Origin of the sequence: Chryseobacterium lactis (genome assembly GCF_003815875.1) — a bacterium.
GTDB lineage: Bacteria > Bacteroidota > Bacteroidia > Flavobacteriales > Weeksellaceae > Chryseobacterium > Chryseobacterium lactis.
Genome location: NZ_CP033924.1, coordinates 3086268 through 3113043 on the forward strand (window position 1 = coordinate 3086268; position 26776 = coordinate 3113043).

Below are 26776 nucleotides of genomic sequence, written 5' to 3' on the forward strand. Positions count from 1 at the left end.
CCATGAAAAATCATTTGGTGGTAGGGCATAGGCATATTGAAAAACCTCACAGACATGATTTCTATGCTGCCGTTCTTTTTACCAAAGGAAAAGGGATCCATGAGATTGATTTTCAAAAGTACGAGGTTTCAGAGGGAAGTCTTTTCTTTTTATCACCAGGACAGATCCATAGCTGGGAGCTTTCTGAGGATATAGACGGTTATATTTTCTTTTGTTCACAGGAGTTTTATGAAATGCATTATGTGAACCAGAAATTGAGGAATTTTCCCTTTTTCGGATCTATATCTTTTCCCAGAAAACTTCAGTTGCAAGCTACAGATTTACAGCAAAATATTAATTTGTTTAAAGCCCTAGGAAAGGAGCATCAGTCTAAAAATAGCATGAAAGAAGGATTTATTCTTTCGTTAATGTCTCAGCTATTTATTAATGCGACCCGATTGTTTTCGAGGGATTTTGAAACGCTGGAATCGTCTGCCGGACTTTCTTATTTTAAGCATTATCAGGACTTTGAAGGCCTTATTGAGGAGCATTTTGCCAAACAAAAATCAATTGCGTATTATGCTTCATTACTAGGAATTTCATCCAAACATCTGAATAGGATTGCACAAACAGTGGTTCAGAAAACAGCTACAGATGTCATTACTGAAAGAGTAGTGCTGGAAGCCAAAAGAATGTTGATGTATCTCGACGAAAGCCTTGTTGAAATAGCCTTCAGACTAGGATATGAAGAATATTCCTACTTTGTAAGAGTATTCCGGAAAAGTTCCGGAATGACTCCTACTCAGTTTATGAGGAAATATAAGGCTTAAATGAATTTGATAATTGATGATTGAAAATTTTTGTGGTTAATTATATGATTAAAAACTCTTAATTTTCAACTTGCCTTTGCTTACAATGCCAGTTTAAATGGACCTTCAAATGTGGTTTCAAATTTGTCTACCAATTTTCCTTTTTCATCAAAAACACCAATCACCATGTTTTGCTTTGAGAATTTAATATCTTCTTCAGGGAAGGTAATGTTGATATTTCCTTTCAGAATTTCATCTCCTTTTAAAATGATTTTTTCAGAACCGAAATAAGTGATCTCTGCATGAGCCGGAGTTATAACTTTGATGGTTAAGGTCTTTTTCTCATTAGATTTATTTAATAAGGTATAGATGAAGGTATTGGTGATTTTGCCGTTTTTAATAAAGAAAGTAGATCCCGCAGGTTTAATAAATTTCGCTTCCATAGATCCACGGTCATACATCAGGAATCCCAGAAATCCGATAAGAAGAGCCAGAATAACTGTAGTGGCTTTCATTCTTGGAGTAAACCTGAACTTTTCACGATTTTCAATTTCAGATTCGGTTGCATATCTTACCAGACCTTTAGGCAATCCCACTTTTTCCATCACTTCATCACAAGCGTCAATACAGGCGGTACAGTTGACGCATTCTAATTGTTGTCCGTTTCTGATATCAATTCCCGTAGGACAAACCACTACACATTGATTACAGTCAATACAATCTCCTTTTCCTTCCGCTTTTCGGTCTTCATTATTTCTCCATTTTGAACGGCCTTCGCCTCTTTTAAAATCATAATAAACATTAATAGTTTGTTTGTCAATCAATACACCCTGAAGCCGTCCGTAAGGGCAAACTAATGTACATACCTGTTCGCGGAGCCACGCAAAAACAAAATAGAAAGTCATCGTGAAAAAGATCATGGTGATAAACTTTAAAGGGTGCTCTGCTGGTCCTTCGGTCATAATCTGAAAGACCTGTTCATACCCTACAATATACATAAACATAAAAGTAGATATGATCATTGAAATTAAAATAAAAGCGGACCATTTTGTCAATCTCTTTCTTATTTTTTCAGCATCCCAATCCTGTCGGTCAAGTTTCATTTGTTTATTTCTGTCCCCTTCAATCCAGTATTCGATTTTACGGAAAACCATTTCCATGAATAAGGTTTGCGGACAAAGCCAGCCGCAGAATATTCTTCCGAAAACTACTGTAAACAGCATAACAAAGATTACGGATGTAACAGCTCCCAGGGCAAGGATGAAAAAATCCTGAAGATAAAATGGCTGTCCGAGGATAAAGAACCTCCTGTCAATAACATTAAAAAGAAAAAATGGATTATTATTGATCTGTATAAAAGGTAACCCAAAAAATAAAGCAAGCAGAAAATAACTGGTGTAATTTCTATAATTCGTATATTTTCCTTTTGGTTTTCGCGGAAAAATCCATTTTCTTTTTCCGGTTTCATCCATGGTTCCTACTGAATTTCTAAAATCTTCGTTTTCAATATCTAAAGATTTTATGTTGTTGGACTCTGTACTCATTATCTATGCTATAAAAGTATTATGGTAGTATTTTGACACAAGATCAATCGCTGATTTTGTGCTGTTTTTTTATAGTACAAATAGTATCAATCCCTGTGGTACAAAAGTCCGGTTTATATTGAAAAATTACTAATATGATCTACTTCAAAAATAGGACAATTAGGACATTTTAATTTTGGTGTATTAATGTATCAAAATGAGAATATATTTTGAATGCTGTTGAGCTTATCGTAAATTGCCGTTTTAAAAAATGAGGAATGAAGAATATTAATAAGATTGGATTAATTGGTTTGGTTTTCGCATTGATAAACTGTCAATCAGTAAATAATAGTAAAATGTTTTATGAAGGTGTACAACCGGAAAGAGTGTCTGATCAGTTTAGCTTTACAGAAGGACCGTCAACGGATAAAGAAGGGAATGTCTATTTTACAGACCAGCCTAACGATAAAATCTATTATTGGGACTGGAAAAGCAATACAATCATTGAATTTTTAAATAAGACCGGAAGAGCAAACGGAACTCATTTTGACAAAGAAGGTTTTCTGATTACCTGTTCGGATGATCAGGGAGAAATCTGGAAAATTTCAAAAGATAAAAAAGTAGAGGTTTTACTTCAGAGCTTTGAAGGGAAAAGGCTTAATGGTCCCAATGACTTGTGGAATGATACGTTTGGAGGAATGTATTTTACAGATCCGTTATATGAGAGAGATTATTGGATCAATTTTAAACAGGAACTATCACATAAAAGTCTTTATTACAGGAATAAAACGGGAAAAATTGTTAAGCTTGAAACCTTCACACAGCCTAACGGAATTACCGGTAGTGAAAAGCTGAAAAAGTTGTATGTATCAGACATTGATGCCGGAAAAACTTATGTGTATGATATTCTGGGTGAAGGAAGATTGTCTGAGAAAAGACTATTTTGTGAAATGGGTTCAGATGGAATGACACTGGACAAGCATGGAAATCTTTATTTAACAGGAGATGGTGTGCATGTTTTTAACCGTGAGGGTAAGAAAATTTATCATATCTCTATTCCTGAAAAGTGGACTTCCAACGTAACTTTTGGAGGCGAAAACCATGATGTGCTATTTATTACCGCATCGAAATCAGTATACACTTTCCCGATGAGAGTGAGAGGGATAAAGTAATTATATAAGAAGTAATACAAAAGCGTTGACAACAAGATGTTGTCAACGCTTTTGTATTACTATGGTAAACCACTCCGTCAAAAATTCCTTGAATTTTCGCCACCCCTCCAGAGGAGGGGAATTCTTGGCCGTTTTATTACGGTATCTGTGAAAATTGCAGATTTTCACGAAGCTTAAGTGTACTTTATATATGCAAACTACTAACTTAAATATCTTAAGTGTTTAAAGCTTTTGTGGCTTATAAAATCTGAGATTGCTTCACTTCGTTCGCAATGACTGTATGTTATTGAGTATAAGCTTTAATAAGCAACCTCCATTTTTATTTTTTTACCCTTTAATTTTTCGTTCTGAAGCTTTCTTAAAAGAGCATTTACTTTATTTCTTGAAACTGCCACATAGGACGTAGTGTCTTTTACTTCAATAATTCCTACATCTTCTTTTTGGAGCTCTCCTTTCTTCAATAAATAACCTACAATATCTACCTTATTCACTTTATCTTTTTTTCCTGCACTGATATAAACAGTCTGGAAAGGTGTTTTTTGTGGAACCTTAGTAAATCCGGCAACACTTTCTTCCGGCGTATTATTTTTAATGAACGGGAAATTTTCTTCCTCTGTCATAATCAGATATACAAAACCTTTGGCATTCATCCTTGCGGTACGACCGTTTCTGTGGATGAAGGCATCTTCTTTTGGAGGTAATTGATAATGCACGATAGATTCAACCTCGGGAATATCAAGTCCGCGGGCGGCAAGATCAGTTGTGATAAGAATTCTTGCCGAGTCATTTCTGAATTTCAGTAAAGCACGTTCTCTTTCATCCTGTTCCATTCCGCCATGAAAGGTTTCCCTGTCGATTCCCATTTGGTGAAGAAGTTCTGATATACGATCTACTGCTTCACGGTGGTTGCAGAAGATTAATGTTCTTTTGTTTCCTATTTTACAGATTAAATTAAATAAAGTATCTAATTTTTCCTCAGAAATTGTCATTACTTTTCGTAATTGAAGATCGGGTTTTATTTCACTCAACTTTAAAAAGTCAATAATCTTTTCATTCTTCAGGCCAGTAAACTTTGGAATTTCATCCATCGCGGTAGCAGAAGTTAGAATCCTTTGAGAAAGACCTTTTAACGAGTCTGTAATGAATTCCATATCTTCATGAAATCCTAGTTCTAAAGCTTTGTCAAACTCATCTAAAACTAAGGTTTTAATTGTCTTAGGGTCAAAATTATTATTTCTCAAATGGTAAGCGACTCTTCCCGGAGTTCCTATTAATACGGCAGGAGCTTCAATTAAATTATTGACCTCAATTTTTTTATCATGTCCGCCATAGCAAACTGAAACTTTGAAATCTGTTCCCATAGATTTAAAAACCTGCTCGATCTGTAATGCTAATTCTCTTGCCGGAACTAAAATCAATGCCTGAATCCCCGAAGTTTCTTTTTTCAGGTTTCTAAGAACAGGAAATAAAAATCCAAGTGTTTTTCCTGAACCGGTCGGAGAGAGAAGAACGATGTCTTCTGTTCCTTTTTCAGACGCTTTATAAATAGATTTCTGCATTTGATTCATATCCTGAATCTGCAGTTTTTGATAAATTGATTCTAATTCCATGCTGCAAAGGTAGTGAATTTTCGAGTTTGAAAGTGGGAGAGTGCTGGAGTTTGAGAGTTTTAGGGTGAGAGGGTTTTAGAGTACTAGATGTTGTCTTTTCATTTGAGTTCTGTCATTCTGAATGGAGCGTAGCGAAGTGAAGAATCTCAATGTGCAGTTTTTGAAAATTTCAATAGATACTTTTCTTTTTTGTAAAATTAAAATAGAGATGCTTCGGCTCCGCTCAGCATGACAACGCCAGAGTAATAGGTTGGTGGTAAATTATTATGACGAATATGGAGTGATGGTTCGTACTTAGCTTTACTATTAATATATATTGTCAGGCTGAGCGGAGTCGAAGCCTTTTATTTATCATAAATTTAAAATTGTTACGTAATAGGATATAGTGGATTTGCATTGATAACCAATTGTTTAATGAGTTAATGTGGAAATATGAAACTCTTGCTTATCTCAAATAAAATTTCTATCTTTGCACCCACTTTTGTGGCGAAAAGGTTTGATGGGTAAATTACTTATAATTAATTACTTCCGTATTTTTTAATCCGCATTTATTCAAACCGTTAAAAAAGAAGGAATACAAATTTTTATTAGAAAATGTCAAAAGAGACAAATTCAGCAGAGGTTTTATTAAACCAAAACGTAGCACCAGAACAATTTGATTGGGATTCTTTCGAATCAGGTCTTGATGCAGATGCGAGAAAAGAAAAAAGCGACTTAGAAGAAATCTACAACGGATCTCTTAACAGCCTAAACGATAATGACGTTTTAGTTGGTAGAGTAGTAAGATTAACTGACAAAGAAGCTATCGTAGACATCAATTTCAAATCTGAAGGTGTTATTTCTCTTAACGAATTCCGTTACAACCAAGGCCTTAAAGTAGGTGACGAGGTAGAAGTAATGGTTGACAAGAGAGAAGACAAAACTGGTCAATTACAATTATCTCACAGAAAAGCTAGAACGCTTAAAGCTTGGGATAAAGTAAACGAACTTCACGAAACTGGAGAAATCGTTAACGGTTTTGTTAAATCAAGAACTAAAGGTGGTATGATCGTTGACGTTCACGGAATCGAAGCATTCTTACCTGGTTCTCAAATTGACGTTAAGCCAATTAAAGATTACGATCAGTTCGTAGGAAAAACTATGGAGTTCAAAGTTGTGAAAATCAACCCTGAGTTCAAAAACGTAGTAGTTTCTCACAAAGCATTGATCGAAGCAGATATCGAAGGTCAGAAAAAAGAAATCATCGCTCAGCTTGAAAAAGGTCAGGTTCTTGAAGGTACTGTTAAGAATATCACTTCTTACGGTGTATTCATTGACTTAGGTGGTGTAGATGGATTGATCCACATTACAGACCTTTCTTGGTCTAGAGTGAACCACCCATCTGAAATCCTTGAGGACGGACAAACTGTGAAAGTTGTAATCCTTGACTTCGATGATGAGAAAACAAGAATCCAGTTAGGTATGAAGCAATTAGAAGCTCATCCTTGGGATGCTCTTTCTGCTGACATGAAAGTTGGTGACAAAGTAAAAGGAAAAGTAGTAGTTCTTGCTGACTATGGCGCATTCGTAGAAATCGCTCCAGGTGTTGAAGGATTAATCCACGTTTCTGAAATGTCTTGGTCTACTCACTTAAGATCTGCAGGAGATTTCGTAAAAGTAGGTGATGAAGTAGAAGCTGAAGTATTAACTTTAGATAGAGAAGAAAGAAAAATTTCTCTTGGTATCAAGCAATTGTCTAAAGATCCATGGGAAAACATCGAAGCTAAGTATCCAGTTGGATCTCAGCATGTAGGAACTGTAAGAAACTTCACTAACTTTGGTGTATTCGTAGAGTTAGAAGAAGGTATCGACGGATTAATCTACATCTCTGATCTTTCTTGGACTAAGAAAATCAAGCACCCATCTGAGTTCTGTGCAGTAGGTGATAAATTAGATGTTGTAGTTCTTGAATTAGATATCCAAGCTAGAAGATTATCTCTAGGTCACAAGCAATTGACTGAAAACCCATGGGATAAATTCGAAACTAAATATGCTGAAGGAACTATCCACGCTGGTAAAGCTGTAGAAGTTCACGATAAAGGAGCTTCTGTACAATTCGAAGATGTTGAGGTTGAAGCTTTCTGCCCTTCAAGATTATTAGAGAAAGAAGATGGATCTAAAATCAAGAAAGGTGAAGATGCTCAATTCAAAGTAATCGAATTCAACAAAGAATTCAAGAGAGTTGTAGTTTCTCACACAGGTATCTTCAGAGACGAAGAAAAGAAAAACGTTAAAGAATCTTCTTCTAGAAACGTATCTTCTTCTTCAAACAATGAAGAAAGATCTACTCTTGGAGACATCGATGCATTAGCAGAGTTGAAAAGAAAAATGGAAGAAGGTAAATAATCTTTGAACCATTGAAATATAAGGAGCCGCTCATTTTGAGCGGCTTTTTTTGTGGCTTAAAAAAAAATGATGTTTATACAATTTCGTTTTTATTAATATTTAATGAATATTTTAAAGTTAATAAAAAGTTAATAGTTTAAAATATTCATTTATTGATGGTAATAATATTATTTTTATACAAATCTAATTTTAAAACCATGAAAAAAACATTTTTATTCTTTCTGTTTGCATTTTTGGTGTCCTGGAATTCTCTAAAGGCCCAGACGGATTATATTATCTGTCTCGACAATGGATCCACGGTCACTGATGCACGTTTCAAGGATATGCGACTTACAGCTATTAAATTAATTGAACGCCTTGTTGCCTGTCATCCTAAGAACAGATATGCGGTCGTTCATTATGGAGCCGGTTTCAACACCGGATCAAGTTTAGGCCTTATTCCCAGAATTTATATTGAAAGTGACTTTGTCAACGGTTCATATCCGGATCCATATGTAACGAGAAGGCTTAATTATGGGCAGCATTTTCATGAAGCCTTAGGATTAATTGGAAATGCATTAGATGGAAGCTATAATTCTGAAATTGTAAGTCCTCAAACATCTCTACATCAAAACCCAGGTTCTAAACTTGTAGTAGTCGTAATTTCTGATGGTTCCCGAAATAGTGGTGACTTATCTACAGGTTCATATTTGGTTAATTATTATGATACAACAATGAATGCTCCTGGTGCCTTTAAAAATGTGACCAAGTTTAAAGTAGGCAGAGGAGCAAAATTTGCGATGATACACATGAGCCCCAATGCTCAGGCTACGGCAGCAGCAGCTTCTATAGCAAGTGCAGGAGGATCTTACAACGGTGCGGTTGAAACGAATACTGATGATCCTGATAATGGAATGTTGCCGCGTCTTTATTACCCTAGAAATTACTCTTTCATTTTTGATTCTGTATCAGATATGCCGAACTTTGACGAATTAGTTCAGAATATATGCAGTCCTTCACCGGAAGTAGGAAGTCTTAAATTCTATTATGAGTTTAATTGTGGTACGCCATCTGACTTCAATATATACGGTTATTTCACTATACCTGCCGGATCTACAGTGACGAATGGTAAGCTGGTGCTAAGAAATATTAATACAGGTGCTGATTACGGGGTTTCTACAACACCTATGATCTCAGGAAATCAGATTTATTTTCATTTTTATCCTTCAGATATCTCTGTGCCTACAGGATCAACGGATAAATATAAATTCATCATGACTGTTCAGTATTCTACTCCTGGAGGAGGAGTTGAGGAAGCTGTTAGCTGGAATCATTATCCGTTCTTTCCATATGATCTGGATTTGGCAGGTACATGTACAAGAGGTGTACCTGGACCTGAAACAGGGAGTCTTGCTATGACACCTAATCCTACAGAAGGAGCTTTTACGGTAATGTTGAATAAAGAAGTAACATCCGGAAAATTAGAAATACTGGATCTTAATGGTAATATTATTTCTACAAAAACCATGAAGGGCAAAATGTTTGAAAGTGATCTAAGAACCCAGCGACAGGGCATATATATTGTAAAAGTTACATCAGATAAAAATGAAATTTTTACAGGGAAAATTATTAAAAAATAATTATAATGAAGGCTGCTCAAAGGAGTAGCCTTTTTTATTTTTTAACCTGAAATTTCAATTATTTAATTATTGTTAAATAAGGTATAATTAATATAAATGCTGTATTAATAGTGTTTTGAATAATTTTTAATTCATTTATTTGTTTCTATTTTTCGTTTATATTGATTATTTATATTAAAAAAAAATTAAAAATGCTTTTTTTATATTGATTATTTGTAGATTAGCGGCTTTAATAGTGAATATGAAAAACAAAACTCTACCTATTTTATTTGCGGTATTTTCTGCATTTCCAACGATATTGTTTGGTCAAGACAATGAAAGTGTAATAAAAAGTTATATTTCTCAAAATAAAATAAGAGAATATAAGAAGTCAGATCTTAATAATTTTATTGTAGATAATGTAGATCAGTCAAAATCTTTAAACGGGAATGTTGTAAAATTTCTGCAAACCTATAATGGCCTGCCAATCCATAGTTCTGTAGGAACTGCCTTGATTAAGGATAACAAGGTTGTGTATTATACGGATAATTTTGTGAAAGATTATAAAGTTGCTACTTCGGGTAACGCCGTAATCAATAAAAGTGACGCTCTTCAAAAGATAGCTTCCGAGTTAAAAAATTCTGATATTGCCAATTTTACGATTCAAGGCTTTTTAGAGAAAAATAAAAATTCATCTGCAAATCAAAGATTGGTATATGTAAATGATGAAAACGGAAATTTACGATTAGCTTACGAATATGTTCTAATGGAGCCAAAGTCTTCCAATTATTGGAATATTGTTGTAGATGCTAATAACGGTCAGATTCTTGAAAAGAATAACTTAACATTATCTTGTAATTTCCGCCCTGATTCTTATGCATCAGAAATTGGACATGATCATTCCGATCATCTGAAAAACCTGGCTATTGGTCCGGTGAATCAGCAGAAGCAAAACGATTTCTCGTTCCTTTTACCAGATAATGCTTCCTATAATGTATTCCCAATGCCGATTGAGTCTCCAACGTTTGGTTCAAGATCAATTATTACGAACCCTTGGATTATGGCAGCGTCTCCAGAAGGTTGGCATTCTGACGGAACCAATCATTATACTTATACCAGAGGAAACAATGTGTATACCTATGAAGATACAGCAGGTACCAATGCTATTGGAAATACTGCGGATGGTGGAGTAACAAGAAATTTTGATTTCCCTTTCAGCATCAATGGAACACCTGCAGCTAATCAAAATGCAGCAATTACGAACTTGTTTTATTTAAACAATAGAATTCATGATGTTTTCTATCAGTTCGGATTTACAGAATCAGCGAAAAACTTCCAGCAAAACAACTTTGGAAAAGGAGGATTAGATGATGACTCAGTATATGCAGAAGCACAAGATGGCGGAGGTACAAATAATGCTAACTTTGCTTCCCCTCCGGATAGTTATAACCCTAGAATGCAGATGTATCTTTGGTCGCCCGTAAACAGAAAATTCTATTATAATGCTCCTGGTGCAGCAATTCCCCGCCAACCAGTAGTAGGAACAGCAGATTTTGGAGCGGCATTAAGTGTTGCAGGAACTACAGGAGATATAAAATTATCTCCGGTTTCCGACGGCTGTACAGCTTTACCGGCAGGTTCACTAACGGAAAAGATCGGGTTAGTGGAAAGAGGAACATGTTCATTTGTGATTAAGTCTAAAAATCTCCAGGATGCGGGCGCTATTGCTACTATTATTTATAATAATGATGTTAACGGAGATACATTGAATAATATGACAGGAGTTGATCCTACCGTTATAATTCCTACTATACTTATCGGAAGATCTGAAGGCACTTACATTAAAGGCTTGCTTACGGCTAATACAACAGTAAATGTTACATTGAAAAATGATCCGGCAACAAGCATCACTCCGGATGGAAGTTTCGATAATGGAATTGTAACCCATGAATACGGCCACGGAATATCCAACAGATTAACGGGTACCGGATACAACTGTCTGAATTCAGGAGCTGATAAAGAACAAATGGGTGAAGGATGGTCTGATTTCTTTGCCTTGATGCTGACGAATAAAGCAGGTGATAATGCTTCCGTACCAAGAGGAATGGGAACCTACGTAATGGGTCAGCCTACCACTGGTATAGGAATTCGACCTGCAAAATATTCTCCAGATTTTGGAATCAATAGTTTTACTTATGGAAATACAAACGGAATGGAGTATAATAACGGATCTGCTATCGTTCCTGATGTTCACTCTATCGGTTTTGTATGGGCTACAATGCTTTGGGATCTTCACTGGAAATATGTTGAAAAATACGGATATTCATCTGATGTACTGGCTAATACGACAAATGGAAGTACAAGAGTACTGCAGATAGTAACTGATGCTTTAAAACTTCAGGGATGTAATCCTACATTTATTGATGGAAGAAATGCTATATTAGCTGCAGATGTAAACAGTAACCTTGGACAGGACAAATGTATGATCTGGAATGTTTTTGCAAAAAGAGGTTTAGGAGTAAATGCTTCACCAGGATCAAAAACGAATATTAATGATCAGGTACAAGACTTCACAGTGCCGGCAGAATGTAATACTCTGGCAACAAGTGAAGTGAAATCTGTTAAAGAAAATAAGATTTCTATTTATCCAAACCCTGCTAAAGATGAATTCTTCATCAGTTTCCCAACCAATACTCTTGGTAAAGTAAGTGTTGAATTGTATGACATGTCAGGTAAATTGGTTTCTTCAGAAGATAAAATTTCACCGGATGCTAAAAAAGCAATCTCTACAAACGCTTTAGTGAACGGAACCTATCTTGTAAAAGTAAAAGGATTAGGTTTTGAATCCTCATCTAAAGTAATCGTAAAAAAATAAACTTATATCACCAATATTTAGGATCGCCACAAGCTTGCTTGTGGCGATTTTATTTATCTATTACCATAACACTTCCGACTACTTTAATTTTTAAGTTGTAACTTTGCCGGCTGTTAAAAAAATTATGAAGAAGAAAAATATACTAAAAGGCGTTTTATTTGTTGGGATTGGAGCTAGTATATATGGTATGTTGGCCACTTTTGTGAAAATGGCCTACCATGACGGTTTTACAACTTCAGAAGTTACGACTTCCCAATTTGTATTAGGTTTAATCGGGCTTTTGATCCTGAATTTTATCCAAACCCTTACCTCAAAGAAAAAATTATCAGTGCCAAATTCCAAAGAAGTCAGAATGCTAATACTGGCAGGAACTTCATTGGGGGGAACCAGTTTATTTTATTATATCGCGGTTCAATATATTAATGTGTCAATTGCTATTGTTTTGCTGATGCAGTCTGTGTGGTTCAGTGTAGTGGTAGAAAGTATTCTGGCAAGAAAACTTCCCAATGCACGAAAAGTCATTTCTGTAATCATAGTATTGCTGGGAACCGTACTGGCTACCAACCTTATTAATATGGAAATAGAGCTTGATTGGCACGGAATCTTCTGGGGACTTATGGCAGCAGCTTCCTATACATTGACGATGTTTACTTCCAATACGCTGGCTACCCATTTACCGGTTTTCAGAAAAAGCATTATTATGCTTATTGGTGGAGCAATCGTTATTTTTGCATTTTTATTCTTTGCCCAAATAGGACCGATGTATTTTGATGGTTTAAAATCATTGTATTTAAATTTTACAGAAAATACAGAACACATTCATTCTTTTAACTACTCAATATTCTGGACATATGGGCTTATATTAGCTCTGTTTGGAACGATCATTCCTCCAATCTTGTTCAATATTGGATTTCCGAATGCTGGGCTAGGATTAGGAAGTATTGTTTCTTCATTAGAGTTGCCGGTTTCCGTGACCATGGCCTTTGTTTTATTAGGTGAAAAAGTGTTTTTAATACAATGGGCAGGGATCGTTCTGATTCTTTTTGCTATTGTTTTAATGAATCTGCCTTCCAGAAAAGAGAAAGAAACTCCGGTAGCGGAATTATCTTAAAAAATATTTAAATAAAAATAACAGTTGAAAACCGTTCCTTTTGGAGCGGTTTTTTTAATTTTAAACATCTAAATTAAAATTTCATGAAATATTTCAGAAGCACAATGGTTGTTTTGATATTCGTCGTTACCTCTGCTTTATCTGCGCAGGTTAGACCATTGGATGCAACATTATCCGATTACAAATATCCTTATGAAGTTCATTTTCTCAATTTCAAATCCCAGGACAATGAGTTGAAAATGGCGTATATGGATGTGAAACCACAAAAAGCCAACGGAAAAACAATTATGCTTCTTCATGGGAAGAATTTTAACGGAGCTTATTGGGAGAAAACGACGCGAGATTTGGTGAACAAAGGATTTCGTGTGGTAATTCCGGACCAGATTGGCTTTGGAAAGTCTTCTAAACCCCATAATTATCAATTTTCATTCTCTCAATTGGCTGAAAATACAAAAGCAGTTCTTGATGAGCTCAAGATTGAAAAAACAATTGTATTAGGACATTCTATGGGAGGGATGGTCGCTACCCGGTTTACATTGCTATATCCGGAAAAAGTTCAAAAACTAATCCTGGAAAACCCGATCGGACTGGAAGATTATAAAACATTTGCAGCCTATCAGACCATTGATCAGGCCTATCAGTCTGAGTTGAAAAATACTGCCGAAACGTACAAAAATTATCAGTTAAAATTCTATTATGACAACCATTGGAAAGAAGAATATCAACCATGGCTGGATTTGATTGCAGGCTGGACCTTGCATAAAGATTATCCTCAGGTGGCATGGGATGCTGCTCTGACTTCAGATATGATTTACAACCAACCTGTTTGTTATGAATTCAACAATATAAAAACTTCCACTTTACTGATTATCGGAACCAGAGACAGAACAGCTATAGGGAAGGATAGAGCGCCCAAAGAACTTCAGCCGAAAATGGGGCAGTACCAGGAATTGGGAAAGAAAACCCAACAGCAAATTGCAGGATCAAAGCTTGTTGAACTTGAAAATGTGGGACATATTCCTCATATTGAAGTATACCCTAAGTTTTTTGAAGCTTTGTATGATTTTATAAAATAGAATATTAAAAATATTTTTATCTAAAACCTAGGGAATTCCTTGCTATTAAAATCCTACCCGCATAACTGGTTAGGATATACATCATTATTCATTAAAGATCGATACCTGTTAATACCTTTGCTATCTGAAATTATTAATCTCTTTTTGATTTGAATATCCATACAGCACCTACTCCAATTCCGGAAAAAATCAGACAGGAGATTCCCAGATTTTGGATAAGTCCTATACCGATCAATCCCAATCCTATCAAAACATAGTAGATAAGTCCTAAAACAGCTCCTGCACTTCCGGTTTCGGTTTTATAACTGATCAGTGCCGTACTTAAAATATTAGGAATGGCAATGCTGAAGGCCATCACAATAAAGAAATAAGGAATTAAAAAGTAAATGTCTTTATCAATCAGGAGCCAGACAAATGCAGAGGCTATAAATGTTCCCAAAGTACTTATGGTAACTAAAGTTTGTGATTGTATGTTCTTTAATAATAAAAACCTGTTAAGCCTTGCACCTGCAAATGTACCGGCGGCCAATATAATACTGCTGTATCCGAAAACATAAGATGAATATTGCCGTTCTTTAAAAATAAACGGAGCCAATGAGTAATAAGAAAATAACAGAACATTGAAACTCATGATCAATAAACAGCATCGGATGATTTCCTGGTCTTTAAGCATTCTTTTCAACAGACTCAATAAGGTTTGAAAACTAACTTCATTCTTTGAATGATGGGTTTCTGAAATTCTTTTTACAGAAAGAATATAAAATAGCACAGCCAGCAAGCATAAGGTAATAAAAACTCCCTGATGTCCGGAGGATACAGCCAGTAATGATCCCGTAAGCATTCCTATAATCGGGCTTATGGAAAGACCGATGCCAATCCAGGAAAATACTTTGCTGATATTATCTTTGTCATAGGTATCTCTTAAGATCGTTTGGGTGACAATGGAACCGACAGAAATCCCAAAAGCTGAAATGATTCTGGCACCCAGTAAAATGATAAAATCAGGAGCTATAATAGCAGCCAAAGTTCCGATTCCATAGGTAATCAGTCCATATTCCAATGATTTTTTTCTTCCGATTCTGTCACATTGTATTCCCCAGAATGCTACACCTATCGCAAAAGCAATAAAGTACAAGCTGATCGTCAAAGTTGCAGATTCTTCTTTCACTCCGAATTTTTCCTGTACCATCGGTAAAACCGGACTGTAAATGGTTTCTACAAACTGTGGAAGCATAACCAGTAAAGTCAAAAGCCACAGTTGATTTGTCTTTTTCATTTTTTTTTCTGCAAAGTTTCCAAAAAAACAAGGTATATTTATAATGATATAAAAACAAAAAATATCAAAAATAGGACATGGCTATATTACAGCAGTCTGAAGAATTTGAAGCTGATAATCTTAAAAAAAAAGTGATAGGAATTGCTTCTGATATGGTGATGCATGATTCCGGGTTTCATTTACATAGGCGGAAGGCACAACTGTTGTACGCACCATCCGGCTGTATGACTGTTACGACCTCAGACAGGCAGTTTGTATTACCTCCGTTCAGGATGCTTTGGATCCCTTCTAATGAAATTCATAGGGTTAATTTCCGGAATATTGTAGCCTACAGATCGATTTATTTTGATACTGATTATGCAGAGAAATATATGAACTCGAGTCTTAAAGTCCTGCATGTAAATCCGTTATTGAAAGAGATTATTGAAAGGATTTGTTTTTGGGATTGGTCGGCTCCGGATCGCAATCAGGAAAATATTTTAAAGGTGTTCTGGAATGAAATGAATGGTGCCCGGGAAGAAAAATTAGCGCTTAAGATGCCGGAAGACAGGCGTTTTAAAAAAGCTGCAGAAGAATGGACGACACGACTTTCTATGCCGCCTATGCTGAAAAAACTGGCTGAAGAGAGTGGGGCGGTGGAGAAAACAATCAGTCGTATTTTTAAGAAAGAAACCGGATTATCTTATCAGGATTGGAGACAGCAATGGCGTCTTCAGAGATCAATTGAGCTGCTGGTAGAAGGAAATTCAATAGGGGAAGTAGCGTACATCTTAGATTTCTCCTCAGACAGTGCTTTTATTGAGTTTTTCAAAAAACATACGGGATCCACTCCTTTACAGTATCTAATGAAAAATGAGTGAAATCAACAGAATATTTTGAACCATTAAGATTGATTAAGATTTTAAGAGTATTAAAGATGAATTTTATTTTTCCAAGATTGTTTATTATGATTGGTAGGGAGTATTAAACGCTTTATTGACTTAGGAATCAGGAGCGTGAAGAAAATTTATATTTAATCCGTTAAAAAATTCCCATTGTTTGAGCATGGCTTGCATTTTGATTCGAAGCAGCAATAATGATCCATGCGAGTTTGGGAATTTTAGGAGTAAATGTAAATTTTTAGCGTATGATTCCAGTCTTGAATTTTTGTATACTTTTGCTTCAAGGCAAAAGTATAGATATGAAAATCAAATAGGTTTTCTTGCCTTATGCAAAGCCTGCTGATAAATAATTTTCATAAAATTGTATGACCAAATACCATCTTTTATGAAAACCATGAACGAAAATAATACACAAAATTATACCCATACCATTGAAGTTAGAGCTACAACAGATAAAGTTTACCAGGCTTTAACTCGTGAAATTCCTCTTTGGTGGACGGAAATGTTTGAAGGATCATCTTTGCATATCGGTGATCAGTTCACAATCAGATTCGGCGCTAAAATTCACAAAACGATGCAGGTAAAGGAACTGATATCCGGTTCAAAAATAGTGTGGGATGTTATAGATTCTTTGATAGCTCTTCCTGAATTAAAAAATCAGACAGAATGGATTGGAACAACCGTCGTTTGGGAGATTAAGCAAACCAGCAGAAATACACAAATAAAGGTTACCCATATCGGTTTAAACCCCGATATTGAATGTTATAATATCTGTTCCAATGGCTGGGTGCAATTCCTGGATAGCCTGAAACTCCTCCTGGAAAGTGGAAAAGGTGCCCCATACAAGGAATAATATTATATTCTAAAATGAGTATTCAAAAATTATAATAAGAAATATTAAGATGTAAAGCTAATATATATAATATTGCCTATTACTTATTACTCATGCTATTAACCACAGATGACACAGATTTTCGCAGATGCTTGGAAATAGAAGTAAGCAGGCTCCTCAATCGACTTAGGAATTAGGAGCGTTAAGAAAATTTGAACGTCATCCGTTAAAAAATTTCCACTGTTTGAGCATGGCTTGCATTTTGAATCGAAGCAGCAATGATGATCCATGCGAGTTTGGAGATTTCAGGAGTACATTTAAATTTTTTTGCGGATAATTTCAGTCTTGAACTTTTGTACACTTTTGTTTCAAGACAAAAGTATAAGTGAAATAAAAGAAAAATATTCTACATTAACAGTATGACAAAATTTGTAGGAAATACAAAGCTATGTTATAAAACCTGTATATAGAATATTACTCATCTCCTTTGGCGAAATTACAGTGAGTTATTACTTATACCCTTAGCCGCGATAGTAACGGTTACCCCGCAGCAGGCGTGGAAGGGGTTTGAAGGCATTAGTGTTGGAGTACCCGGCGCGAGGAGTATGAGTGGATAGCGCGATAAAGCTCCTGAATATTATTTAATTGAAAAATACACCAGCAGATATTATTCATTACTCATTGCCCATTACTTATAAAAAAGAAGCTGTCTACACGTGGTAAACAGCCTCTTTTTGTATTTATTGTTGTCTGAATTATTTCTTCTTGTAAGCAGCGTCTTTGATTCTTGCTTTTTTACCTCTAAGGTCTCTGAAGTAGTAAATTCTAGCTCTTCTAACTCTACCTCTTCTGTCAACTTCAATTTTTTGAAGAGCAGGTAAGTTAATAGGGAATACTCTTTCTACACCTACATCACCACTCATTTTTCTGATGGTAAAAGTTTTTGTAGAACCAGTACCTCTTAATTGGATAACTGTTCCTTTGAAGAACTGAGTTCTTGTTTTTTGTCCTTCTTTAATTTCGTAATACACAGTAATTGTATCACCTGCTTTGAATTCAGGGAATTCTTTTTTCGCAATGTACTTGTCTTGTACGTACTTTAATAAATCCATTATTAATAAAATAAAATGTTAAAGCTAAGCAACTTACACGTTCTTCGTCAGAGGTTGAATAACAGGTTGCAAATGTACAAAATAGTTTTTGAAACTACCAAATAATTAATGTACTAAAAACTATAATTTTTTCATTCCGGTTTTGTTAAAAAATTAACAGTTTCGTTAAGTTTCCATCAGGTAGAGTTTATATGAGAAGCATACTTTTGCCCGAAATAAAAATCAGGATAGTGATTTTTAAATTCCTGATTTGCAATTCGAAACTCAATACACACTATTTAAAATAAAGCTTTTATGAAACATTATTTCTTCTTTTTTTGTTTCGCGGTCCAGATGGCTTTCGGACAGGTTTTGTTCCCTTATCTGCAAAACCCGACCCCGAACTCTATGATCGTGAACTGGAAGACCGCTTCCAATAATGAAACCACTGTGATCTACGGAGATTCTCCCACGAATCTGAATGTTACAGTAACCGGAACCACCAATATCTTTTCGGATACCGGATACAATAATAACTATTATTACCATACGGCGAAGGTGACCAATCTACAGCCTAATACCAAGTATTATTATAAGATTAAAACCGGAACCAGTGAATCTGCAGTGTACAATTTCAGAACACTTCCTTTGCCGGGACAGGCTGTAACTGCCAACGGGAAGATTCGTTTCCTGATTATGGGAGACAATCAGATCAAAGCAGAGCCGAGGTATGATACGCTGACTTTAAATGCTTATAAAAAGTTAAAGGAAAAGTTCGGTGCCAATACAGATCCTTCCGATAATATTGCACTTACTTTTATGGTGGGTGATCAGGTAGACGTCGGTACACTGGATCATTATGAAAATGTTCATTTTAAAAAGAATATTAAGTTATCGCCTTATTTGCCTATTCAGACTACGGTAGGAAATCATGAGACTTATGGGACTTTAGGGATGAATTCTTATTATGCTCACTTTTATATTGATGAAATTAAATATAAAAACATCAGTTCCGGAAATGAAAATTACTATGCCCAGCAGGCAGGAAATGTATTGTTTATAAGTTTAAGTTCTGAGCATACAGGGCCGGCTCAGAAATTGTGGCTTCAACAGATTTTAGACGAGGCTAATAATGACCCAACAGTAGGCTGGATTATTTCTTTAAGCCACAGACCGTACCAGGCAGAACAATATGTAGGAGATATTTCTACATGGGTGAGAGAAACCGCAGTACCCATGTTAATGAATTCCGATAAATATTTGATGCACGTAGGAGCTCACCATCACCTGTATCACAGAGGCCAGCTGAAAGATACACCCAATTACCAGATTATTTCGGGTGGAACGGCGTGGGACCAGTATTGGGGAATGTCTAATGAGAAGGATTTCGATGATGTACAGAAAACATTGACAGACTGGACGTATCAGATTGTTGAAGTAGATATTCCGACAGGAAAAGTAGATATCGAATGTTATTCGATCGGTGGAAAGTATACCAAGAAAAACAATGTGTTGATTGATTCTTTCCACAGGTATAAAAATCAGCCAAAACCGGCAAAACCATCTATTACCAATACATTCTCAGGCACAACTACTTTGCCGTTGACCTTGAATGGAAGCACATTCTCATCTTCAAACGGAGAATTGTTGAATACAACCCAATTCCTGATCAGTAAAGCGGCAGATTTTTCTGTTATTGAAAAAGAATTTTACCGCGATTTTGAAAACTGGTTCGGCCAGGATGGAAATGGAAATCCGGATGTAGCAAAGAATTTAAATGCCGGCGTAGATATTACCAAAGCCAGTTTACCAAACAATTCTATTACAAACGGAATTTATTATGTAAAAGTGCGATACAGAGACAGAAACCTGGAATGGAGTGACTGGAGTGATGTAAAGCAATTTGAAATCACAGGAAGTATTGTGTCCAATCCTACATTTGCGTTAGATAAGACTGAATATCTTCAAAATGAACAGATCACAGCTACGTATACTGGAGGTCCTGGAAATCAGCAGGACTGGGTAGGAATCTATAAAAAAGGACAAACACCAAGTGCTTCTGTTACTTCTCAGGGATATGTTTATACCAACGGACAAACAGCCGGTACTGCCGCCTTTGCCAACGGATTGGCTAATAAAGGACAATATTTTGCCGGATTCTTTGCCAATAACGGATACACGGAAATTGCTCCAAGAAAAAGTTTCTATGTAGGACCGAATGTCAAGCTGATCGCAACCGCAGATACTTATCCGGTAGGCGGAACAGTGACGATCAATTTCACTGATGGTCCTAATCTGCAGAAAGACTGGATAGGAATTTATAAAATGGGGCAAACTCCGGGACCTACACCTTCTATCAAATGGAGTTACGTTAATGCAGCATCAGGAACACTTAATTTTACGGGACTTCCAAAAGGATATTACTATGCTCAATACTTGCTTGAAGACGGTTATAACGGAATTGGAAATAAAGTTTTCTTTAAAGTAGGAGATATCGTTACCGAATTATGGACGAATAAGCCGATTTATACATTAGGTGAAAATATTACCGCTTCATGGACAGATTCTCCGGGAATTATCAAAGACTGGCTGGGAATTTATCCTCAGAATGTTCCGGTACCGGATGATAATTTTGTTTCTTATACTTATTTTGACGGAGTGACACAAGGAACGAAAACTATTCAGGGAACGGCGATACCAACAACACCGGGAAATTACTACATGGTGATGTTTACTAATGATTCTTATACAGAGGTTTCCAACAGAGTACAGTTTCAGGTGACATCCACTTTAGGAACAGATGAAACATCAAAAAGTACAGAGAAAAATGTAATATTATATCCAAACCCTACGAAACCGGGCGAGCCGACATTTATCAAAAGTGATTATCCGATTGAGAAAATTGAATTGGTATCCGCAACGGGAGATTTGCTTTACGAATCAAAAAATATCAATAATCAGCGTTTCTCTTTGGTGAACGAAAATCTTCCGAAAGGAGTATACTTCGTGAAAGTTCATGCAAGAAAGCTGTTTACATTAAAACTGATTATTCAGTAATAGTAAATTGAATATAAAAATCAGAGGCCGTCAGCAATGACGGTCTTTTTTATGATGATCCGATGATCATTAAGAAAAAAGCAACCTCAAAAAATGAAGTTGCTTTAGTTATTATAATGATTGTCTTTTAATCAAAGTCAGAATGTAAATGCTCTTCCAGAATGTAAGTTGGGTTTTCATCATAGAACAGATCGTTGCCGGCATCTCCAAGGATCTTCGTATCCTGCATCAGTTTTCCGTCTGCATTATATACCTTTAGCATAACCCATTTTCCGCTTCGTTCAATTTCCTTAGAGCCATTGGCTGTTTTTAATTTGATTTTTCCGCTTTGAAGAATACCTTCTTTTACAGAGGCTTTATTCACCGGTTTCCCCTTTACATATTGCACAACCTGCGCTGTAAAGCTGTAATCATCATTTCCATCCTCACTTACCGGCTGATTAAAGGTGTATAGAATTACTCCTTTATGATCATAAATAGTACCGTCGTAGGCATCTTGTTTAGCATTTAATTTTTTCTCCGATTTGAGCTTTTTTTCCTCAGAATAAGCTTTTAAGTTGACTAAAACGCCATCTTTAAATTGTCTTTCATTTTGCCCTTCATAAGCAGTACCATTGAAAGGAAGATCATCTTTATACGTTAGTGTTGATTTTAATTTTCCATCGGGAGTATAATATTTAATCTCCTGAGTTGAGCCGTCTTTTAAGAATGTTTCACTTGAAAGTTTTCCATCTTCATCAAAATATTTACTAGTTACAATCGAACCGCTTTTGTAGATATCAATTGATGAAACCAAAGTATTCTCATAATTAAGCTGATAATCTTCACCATCCATTGGGCTGTAGGTATCATTTGCCTTGTCATACTGATATACAAGATGTCCTAGCTTTTTTCCAGCCTCGTCATAGGTTGTTTTATAGCCGTCTTTTTTATTCCTTTTCTGCTCCTGTAAAACCTTTCCGTTCTTGCTGTATATTACCCCTTCTTTTATACTGCCGTCACTCTTATGTTTTTCGAGTTTAGAAACTCTCATCGGATTGTAATAATACTCGACCAGAGTACTTTCACTGTCTGATGCTGAAGTAGAACTACCAAGATATTTTCCTTTTTCACCGTAGTATTTGGTTTCGTAGTTGCTGTCTTTGCCCATGATCGTTTCATAACGAATCCCTTTAATATCTTCATCATAGATAGTTGTTTTTACTGGTGAAGAATTTTCATAAGTAGTAATACTGTTGTAATAATATTCGTTTTCGGGATCTTTATAGCCGAAAGATTTTCCACTGAAAGTGCCATCAGCTTTATAAACCATATCTTCTAACAGTTTCCCAGCGGCATCGTAAGATTGGGAAGAGCCAAGCTGTTTGCCATTGGAAAATGTTGTAGCACTTATTATCTTTCCTTCAGGAGTGTACCACGTTACTTTACCGTCAAAAACTTCATTGTTTGGGGTTGTGTCGGAAGCTAGACCTTCCATTTGGAGCTTTCCGTCTTTGTAAAAATCTTTGATCAGAGTGAGTTTACCCTTAGGGGAAGTTTCACGATAATATTCCATTTTATCCTGGGTCGTCTTTTCCCAGTTCTCATCAAAATAAGTTTTTTCCTGTGCATATACGTTGATACTGAGTACTAATGCAAGTAACGCCGACGTAAGTAATTTTTTCATTAAGTTTGATTTTTATGTTCTGAATTATTTGGTTTTTTTATATTGAAAGTTGATGACCATGAACAGCCAAAAGAAGAAGAGCAGGAATTAATCGCTGCAAAATAACTTTTACATTAATATTGTGTTTAAAATAAATTACTTCCAAAGACTGAAAATAGGTAAGAGTTTTTCGATTTGGAGGCTCAAATATAAGTCTATTTGATGAGAAATATATAAAAAAATGAACAGACTTGTTCATTTTTGTGATTAATATTTTGATTATAAGACTTTTAAATATTGAAGTATGATGTTTTATTAATGCTCTCTTTTCGGGATTATTTCTGATCATAGGATATCAAAGAAAATTTATTAAATTTAGGCAATAGAAAATCTAATATTATCATGATAGATAAAAGAGTAAAAAATGCAAAGGAAGCCATCGACGGAATTAATGATGGAATGACGCTGATGCTTGGCGGATTTGGCCTTTGTGGTATTCCTGAAAACTCAATTAATGCCTTGGTGGAAAGTGATGTGAAAGATTTGACCTGCATTTCAAACAATGCCGGAGTAGATGATTTCGGACTAGGACTGCTTCTTCACAAAAGACAAATAAAAAAAATGATTTCTTCCTACGTAGGAGAAAATGCAGAATTTGAAAGACAAATGCTTTCCGGTGAACTGGATGTTGAATTAACTCCACAAGGGACTTTAGCAGAAAAATGCAGAGCCGCTCAGGCTGGAATTCCCGCTTTTTATACACCGGCAGGGTATGGAACTGAAATTGCAGAAGAAAAAGAAGTTAAAGAATTTAAAGGAAAACCTCATATTTTAGAACATGCCTACGATGCAGATTTCTCTATCGTAAAAGCCTGGAAAGGAGACCATGCAGGAAACCTTATATTTAAAGGATCTGCCCGAAACTTCAACCATCCGATGGCTGGTGCTGCAAAAATTACCATTGCTGAAGTAGAAGAACTGGTAGCTCCGGGAGAATTAGATCCCAACGAAATTCATATCCCGGGGATTATGATCCAGAGAATCTTCCAGGGAGAAAAATTTGAAAAAAGAATCGAGCAGAGAACAGTTCGAACTAAAGAATAAGGTTAAAAAATATTTAAATAAAAACAAAGCGCTGAATTCATATTCAGCGCTTTGTTTATTCCTGTGGAGTAAGTGTTTTTCTTTCTCCGATTTGTTGTCGCCACATGGCATAATACAATCCTTTTTCAGCAATTAAATTAACATGGGATCCTGTTTCTATGACTTGTCCACGTTCAAGAACATAGATTTTATCAGCATGCATAATAGTACTCAATCGATGGGCAATAAGCACCGTTATTTGTTCTCTTTCCCTGGAGATGTCTTTTATAGTAGTTGTTATTTCCTCTTCAGTAATACTGTCTAAGGCTGAGGTAGCTTCGTCGAAGATTAATAGATGAGGTTTCCTTAAAAGTGCACGGGCAATGGCAATTCTTTGCTTTTCACCACCACTTAACTTCAAGCCTCCTTCGCCGATCACTGTTTCTATTCCTTTTTCTGCCCTTTCCAATAATCCGGTACAGCTTGATTTCCGTAAAGCGATGGCCAGTTCCTGCTCTGTAGCCTTAGGGTTTACAAAAAGAAGATTCTCCTTAATCGTTCCTGCAAAAAGCTGAGTATCCTGAGTCACAAAACCAATCTGATTTCTCAGTTCATCAAAATCAAACTCTTTCCCATCGATGGTATTATAAAGTATATTTCCTTCCTGAGGCCGGTAAAGTCCTACCAGTAATTTAACCAGGGTACTTTTTCCTGAGCCGCTTGGTCCTACGAAAGCTATGGTTTCTCCATTTTTAACGTCAAAAGAAATATTATTTAAAGCCTTATACTGAGCCGACTGATGTTTAAAAGAAACATTTTTAAATTCCAGTTCTTCGATCGCTCCGATTTGTTTTGGATGTAATGGTTTTTCCTCCACTTCCTTCTTCATTAATCGGTCAAAATTAAAAAGGGACGCTTCAGCCTCACGGTAAGAAATGATAATATTCCCGATTTCCTGCATAGGCCCGAAAATGAAAAATCCATAGAACATAAGGGACAGATATTGACCGGGAGTCACAATGTTTTTGAAAATTAAAAATAAAAGAGTTAAGGTAATCATCTGCTGAAGAAAATTAACCATCGTTCCCTGAATAAAACTTAGAGAACGGATACTTTTCACCTTTCTAAGCTCAAGTCCAAGAATCTTATACGTATTATTATTGAGACGGATAACTTCCTGTTTGGTTAATCCCAAACTTTTAACAATTTCGATATTTCTCAAACTTTCCGTAGTACTTCCAGCTAATGCCGTTGTTTCCGAAACAATGTTTTTCTGAATGACTTTTATTCTCTTGCTCAGTAAATTGGTCACAAAGGCAATCAAAAAAATACCACAGATATACACCGGCATAATAGACCAATGTAAGCGGATTGCATATACAGAAACGAAAATAATACTTACCAGAATTCCGAAAAATATATTAATAAAATTAGTAATAAACTTTACCGTATCTTCTCTTACTTTGGTTAAAATAGACAAGGTTTCACCACTTCTCTGATCTTCAAATTCCTGGTATGGCAATGCCATGGAATGTTGCAAACCATCTGTAAAGATTTTAGCCCCAAACTTCTGGGTAATCACACTTACCACATAATCCTGAAAAGCTTTGGCAATACGGCTTATCATGGCTGTTCCGATAAGCAGTCCTAAAAAATAAAAAGCCCCGTGATATACACCGGTTCCGTATAAATATTCATTCAGATTTCTTGATAAAAGCTTTTCCTTATCAAAAAAGTTAGGATGCGTAACCAGCTGATCCAGGATATTTCCTGTAATAGCCGGAGCAAATAAAGAAAAAACCTGATTGATAGTGGCCAAAAATAAAGAAATAGCAATCAGCCACTGATAAGGTTTAAGATATTTAAAAAGTATTTTCATTCTGTTAAAATAATGAGGCAAAATTACAGATATTATTTTAACTAACAGTGTTAATTGTTATCTACGACAAAGCCCTTTTATATTCAGTTGAAAATAATTAAATTGCAGTCTAAGTTTTTATTATGCTTACAAAAGAACAAATTGCCAAAAGAATTTCAAAAGAACTGAAAGATCGTTATTATGTAAACCTGGGAATCGGTATTCCTACTTTGGTTGCCAATTATGTACCGGAAGGTATCTCCGTAGAATTCCAAAGTGAAAACGGAGTCCTTGGAATGGGACCTTTTCCTTTCGAAGGAGAAGAAGATGCAGATATCATTAATGCAGGAAAACAAACGATTACCATTCTGCCCGGAGGATCATTTTTTGATTCAGCATTCAGCTTTGGGATGATTCGCGGACAAAAGGTAGACCTTACCATCCTTGGCGCCATGGAAGTTTCAGAAAAGGGAGATATTGCCAACTGGAAAATTCCAGGAAAAATGGTGAAAGGAATGGGAGGAGCAATGGATCTGGTAGCTTCTGCGGAAAATATTATCGTTGCCATGATGCATGTAAATAAAGCAGGAGAAAGTAAAATTCTTAAAAAATGTACCCTTCCGCTTACAGGCGTCAATTGTGTAAAAAGAGTGGTTACTGAATTAGCGGTATTGGATGTTACTCCGGAAGGATTCAAATTGGTGGAAAGAGCACCGGGAGTTTCGGTTGAACATATCATCAACTCTACAGAAGCAGATCTGATCATTGAAGGTGAAATTCCTGAAATGCAATTTTAAATAAAATTAAAACCTTGTCACTGACCAGGTTTTTTTTAATGGATTAGTATTGACATAGGAACTCGCAGCGTTAAAAAAATCAATTCTGTGAACGTTAAGAAAATTCTGGTGTTTGAAG

18 protein-coding genes are annotated in these 26776 nt (G+C 35.8%); 12 read left to right on the forward strand and 6 right to left on the reverse strand.

All coding sequences use genetic code 11. The features are described from left to right. The first annotated feature begins 2 nt into the window (after positions 1-2). On the forward strand, positions 3-809 hold the full coding sequence (locus tag EG342_RS13695) for an AraC family transcriptional regulator (RefSeq protein WP_246008620.1): 807 nt from the start codon (positions 3-5) through the stop codon (positions 807-809). Between the two features lie 80 nt (positions 810-889). Here the strand turns inward: EG342_RS13695 and ccoG are convergent, their stop codons facing one another. After that, positions 890-2332 (reverse strand): cytochrome c oxidase accessory protein CcoG, encoded by a 1443-nt coding sequence (ccoG, locus tag EG342_RS13700; protein ID WP_103293034.1) that lies wholly within the window; start codon positions 2330-2332, stop codon positions 890-892. A 257-nt stretch (positions 2333-2589) separates the two neighbouring features. Between ccoG and EG342_RS13705 the strand changes: the two genes are divergently transcribed. Beyond that, positions 2590-3483 (forward strand): SMP-30/gluconolactonase/LRE family protein, encoded by an 894-nt coding sequence (locus EG342_RS13705; protein ID WP_103293033.1) that lies wholly within the window; start codon positions 2590-2592, stop codon positions 3481-3483. Positions 3484-3782: 299 nt separating this feature from the next. Here the strand turns inward: EG342_RS13705 and EG342_RS13710 are convergent, their stop codons facing one another. Further along, positions 3783-5093: a DEAD/DEAH box helicase gene (locus EG342_RS13710; RefSeq protein WP_103293032.1), complete on the reverse strand. Its 1311-nt coding sequence runs from the start codon at positions 5091-5093 to the stop codon at positions 3783-3785. 594 nt (positions 5094-5687) lie between these two features. Between EG342_RS13710 and rpsA the strand changes: the two genes are divergently transcribed. From rpsA to EG342_RS13735, 5 genes are all read left to right on the forward strand, one after another. After that, complete coding sequence (rpsA, locus tag EG342_RS13715) at positions 5688-7478, forward strand: 30S ribosomal protein S1 (protein WP_103293031.1); 1791 nt, start codon at positions 5688-5690, stop codon at positions 7476-7478. A 197-nt stretch (positions 7479-7675) separates the two neighbouring features. Beyond that, positions 7676-9097, forward strand: coding sequence for a T9SS type A sorting domain-containing protein (locus tag EG342_RS13720; RefSeq protein WP_164465186.1), 1422 nt, complete (start codon positions 7676-7678; stop codon positions 9095-9097). A gap of 241 nt (positions 9098-9338) precedes the next feature. After that, positions 9339-11951: a T9SS-dependent M36 family metallopeptidase gene (locus tag EG342_RS13725; RefSeq protein ID WP_246008621.1), complete on the forward strand. Its 2613-nt coding sequence runs from the start codon at positions 9339-9341 to the stop codon at positions 11949-11951. A gap of 124 nt (positions 11952-12075) precedes the next feature. Beyond that, positions 12076-13062 (forward strand): EamA family transporter, encoded by a 987-nt coding sequence (locus tag EG342_RS13730; protein WP_103293028.1) that lies wholly within the window; start codon positions 12076-12078, stop codon positions 13060-13062. 83 nt (positions 13063-13145) lie between these two features. Beyond that, the gene (locus tag EG342_RS13735) at positions 13146-14138 is read left to right on the forward strand and encodes an alpha/beta fold hydrolase (RefSeq protein ID WP_103293027.1); all 993 of its coding nucleotides are present in this window, start codon (positions 13146-13148) and stop codon (positions 14136-14138) included. A 133-nt stretch (positions 14139-14271) separates the two neighbouring features. Here EG342_RS13735 and EG342_RS13740 read toward each other — a convergent pair whose 3' ends face one another. After that, the gene (locus EG342_RS13740; protein ID WP_103293026.1) at positions 14272-15414 is read right to left on the reverse strand and encodes an MFS transporter; all 1143 of its coding nucleotides are present in this window, start codon (positions 15412-15414) and stop codon (positions 14272-14274) included. Between the two features lie 77 nt (positions 15415-15491). Here EG342_RS13740 and EG342_RS13745 point away from each other — a divergent pair, with 77 nt between their 5' ends. Further along, complete coding sequence (locus EG342_RS13745; RefSeq protein ID WP_103293025.1) at positions 15492-16274, forward strand: AraC family transcriptional regulator; 783 nt, start codon at positions 15492-15494, stop codon at positions 16272-16274. A gap of 406 nt (positions 16275-16680) precedes the next feature. Next, positions 16681-17148 (forward strand): SRPBCC family protein, encoded by a 468-nt coding sequence (locus tag EG342_RS13750; protein ID WP_103293024.1) that lies wholly within the window; start codon positions 16681-16683, stop codon positions 17146-17148. Between the two features lie 734 nt (positions 17149-17882). Here the strand turns inward: EG342_RS13750 and rplS are convergent. Next, positions 17883-18239, reverse strand: a complete 357-nt coding sequence (gene rplS, locus EG342_RS13755; protein WP_068942389.1) for a 50S ribosomal protein L19 — start codon at positions 18237-18239, stop codon at positions 17883-17885. 294 nt (positions 18240-18533) lie between these two features. On the opposite strand from rplS, the gene EG342_RS13760 reads away from it, so the two are divergent. Continuing rightward, complete coding sequence (locus EG342_RS13760) at positions 18534-21275, forward strand: fibronectin type III domain-containing protein (protein WP_103293023.1); 2742 nt, start codon at positions 18534-18536, stop codon at positions 21273-21275. Positions 21276-21402: 127 nt separating this feature from the next. Here the strand turns inward: EG342_RS13760 and EG342_RS13765 are convergent, their stop codons facing one another. Then, positions 21403-22941: a toxin-antitoxin system YwqK family antitoxin gene (locus EG342_RS13765; RefSeq protein WP_103293022.1), complete on the reverse strand. Its 1539-nt coding sequence runs from the start codon at positions 22939-22941 to the stop codon at positions 21403-21405. Positions 22942-23322: 381 nt separating this feature from the next. Between EG342_RS13765 and EG342_RS13770 the strand changes: the two genes are divergently transcribed. Continuing rightward, positions 23323-24024 (forward strand): CoA transferase subunit A, encoded by a 702-nt coding sequence (locus EG342_RS13770; RefSeq protein WP_103293020.1) that lies wholly within the window; start codon positions 23323-23325, stop codon positions 24022-24024. 55 nt (positions 24025-24079) lie between these two features. On the opposite strand, the gene EG342_RS13775 is transcribed toward EG342_RS13770, so the two are convergent. Further along, entirely contained in the window at positions 24080-25882 is a 1803-nt protein-coding gene (locus EG342_RS13775; RefSeq protein WP_103293019.1) for an ABC transporter ATP-binding protein, read from the reverse strand. 122 nt (positions 25883-26004) lie between these two features. Here EG342_RS13775 and EG342_RS13780 point away from each other — a divergent pair, with 122 nt between their 5' ends. Continuing rightward, a complete protein-coding gene (locus tag EG342_RS13780) occupies positions 26005-26658 on the forward strand; it encodes a CoA transferase subunit B (RefSeq protein ID WP_103293018.1) in 654 nt (217 codons plus the stop codon). Positions 26659-26776: the final 118 nt, after the last annotated feature.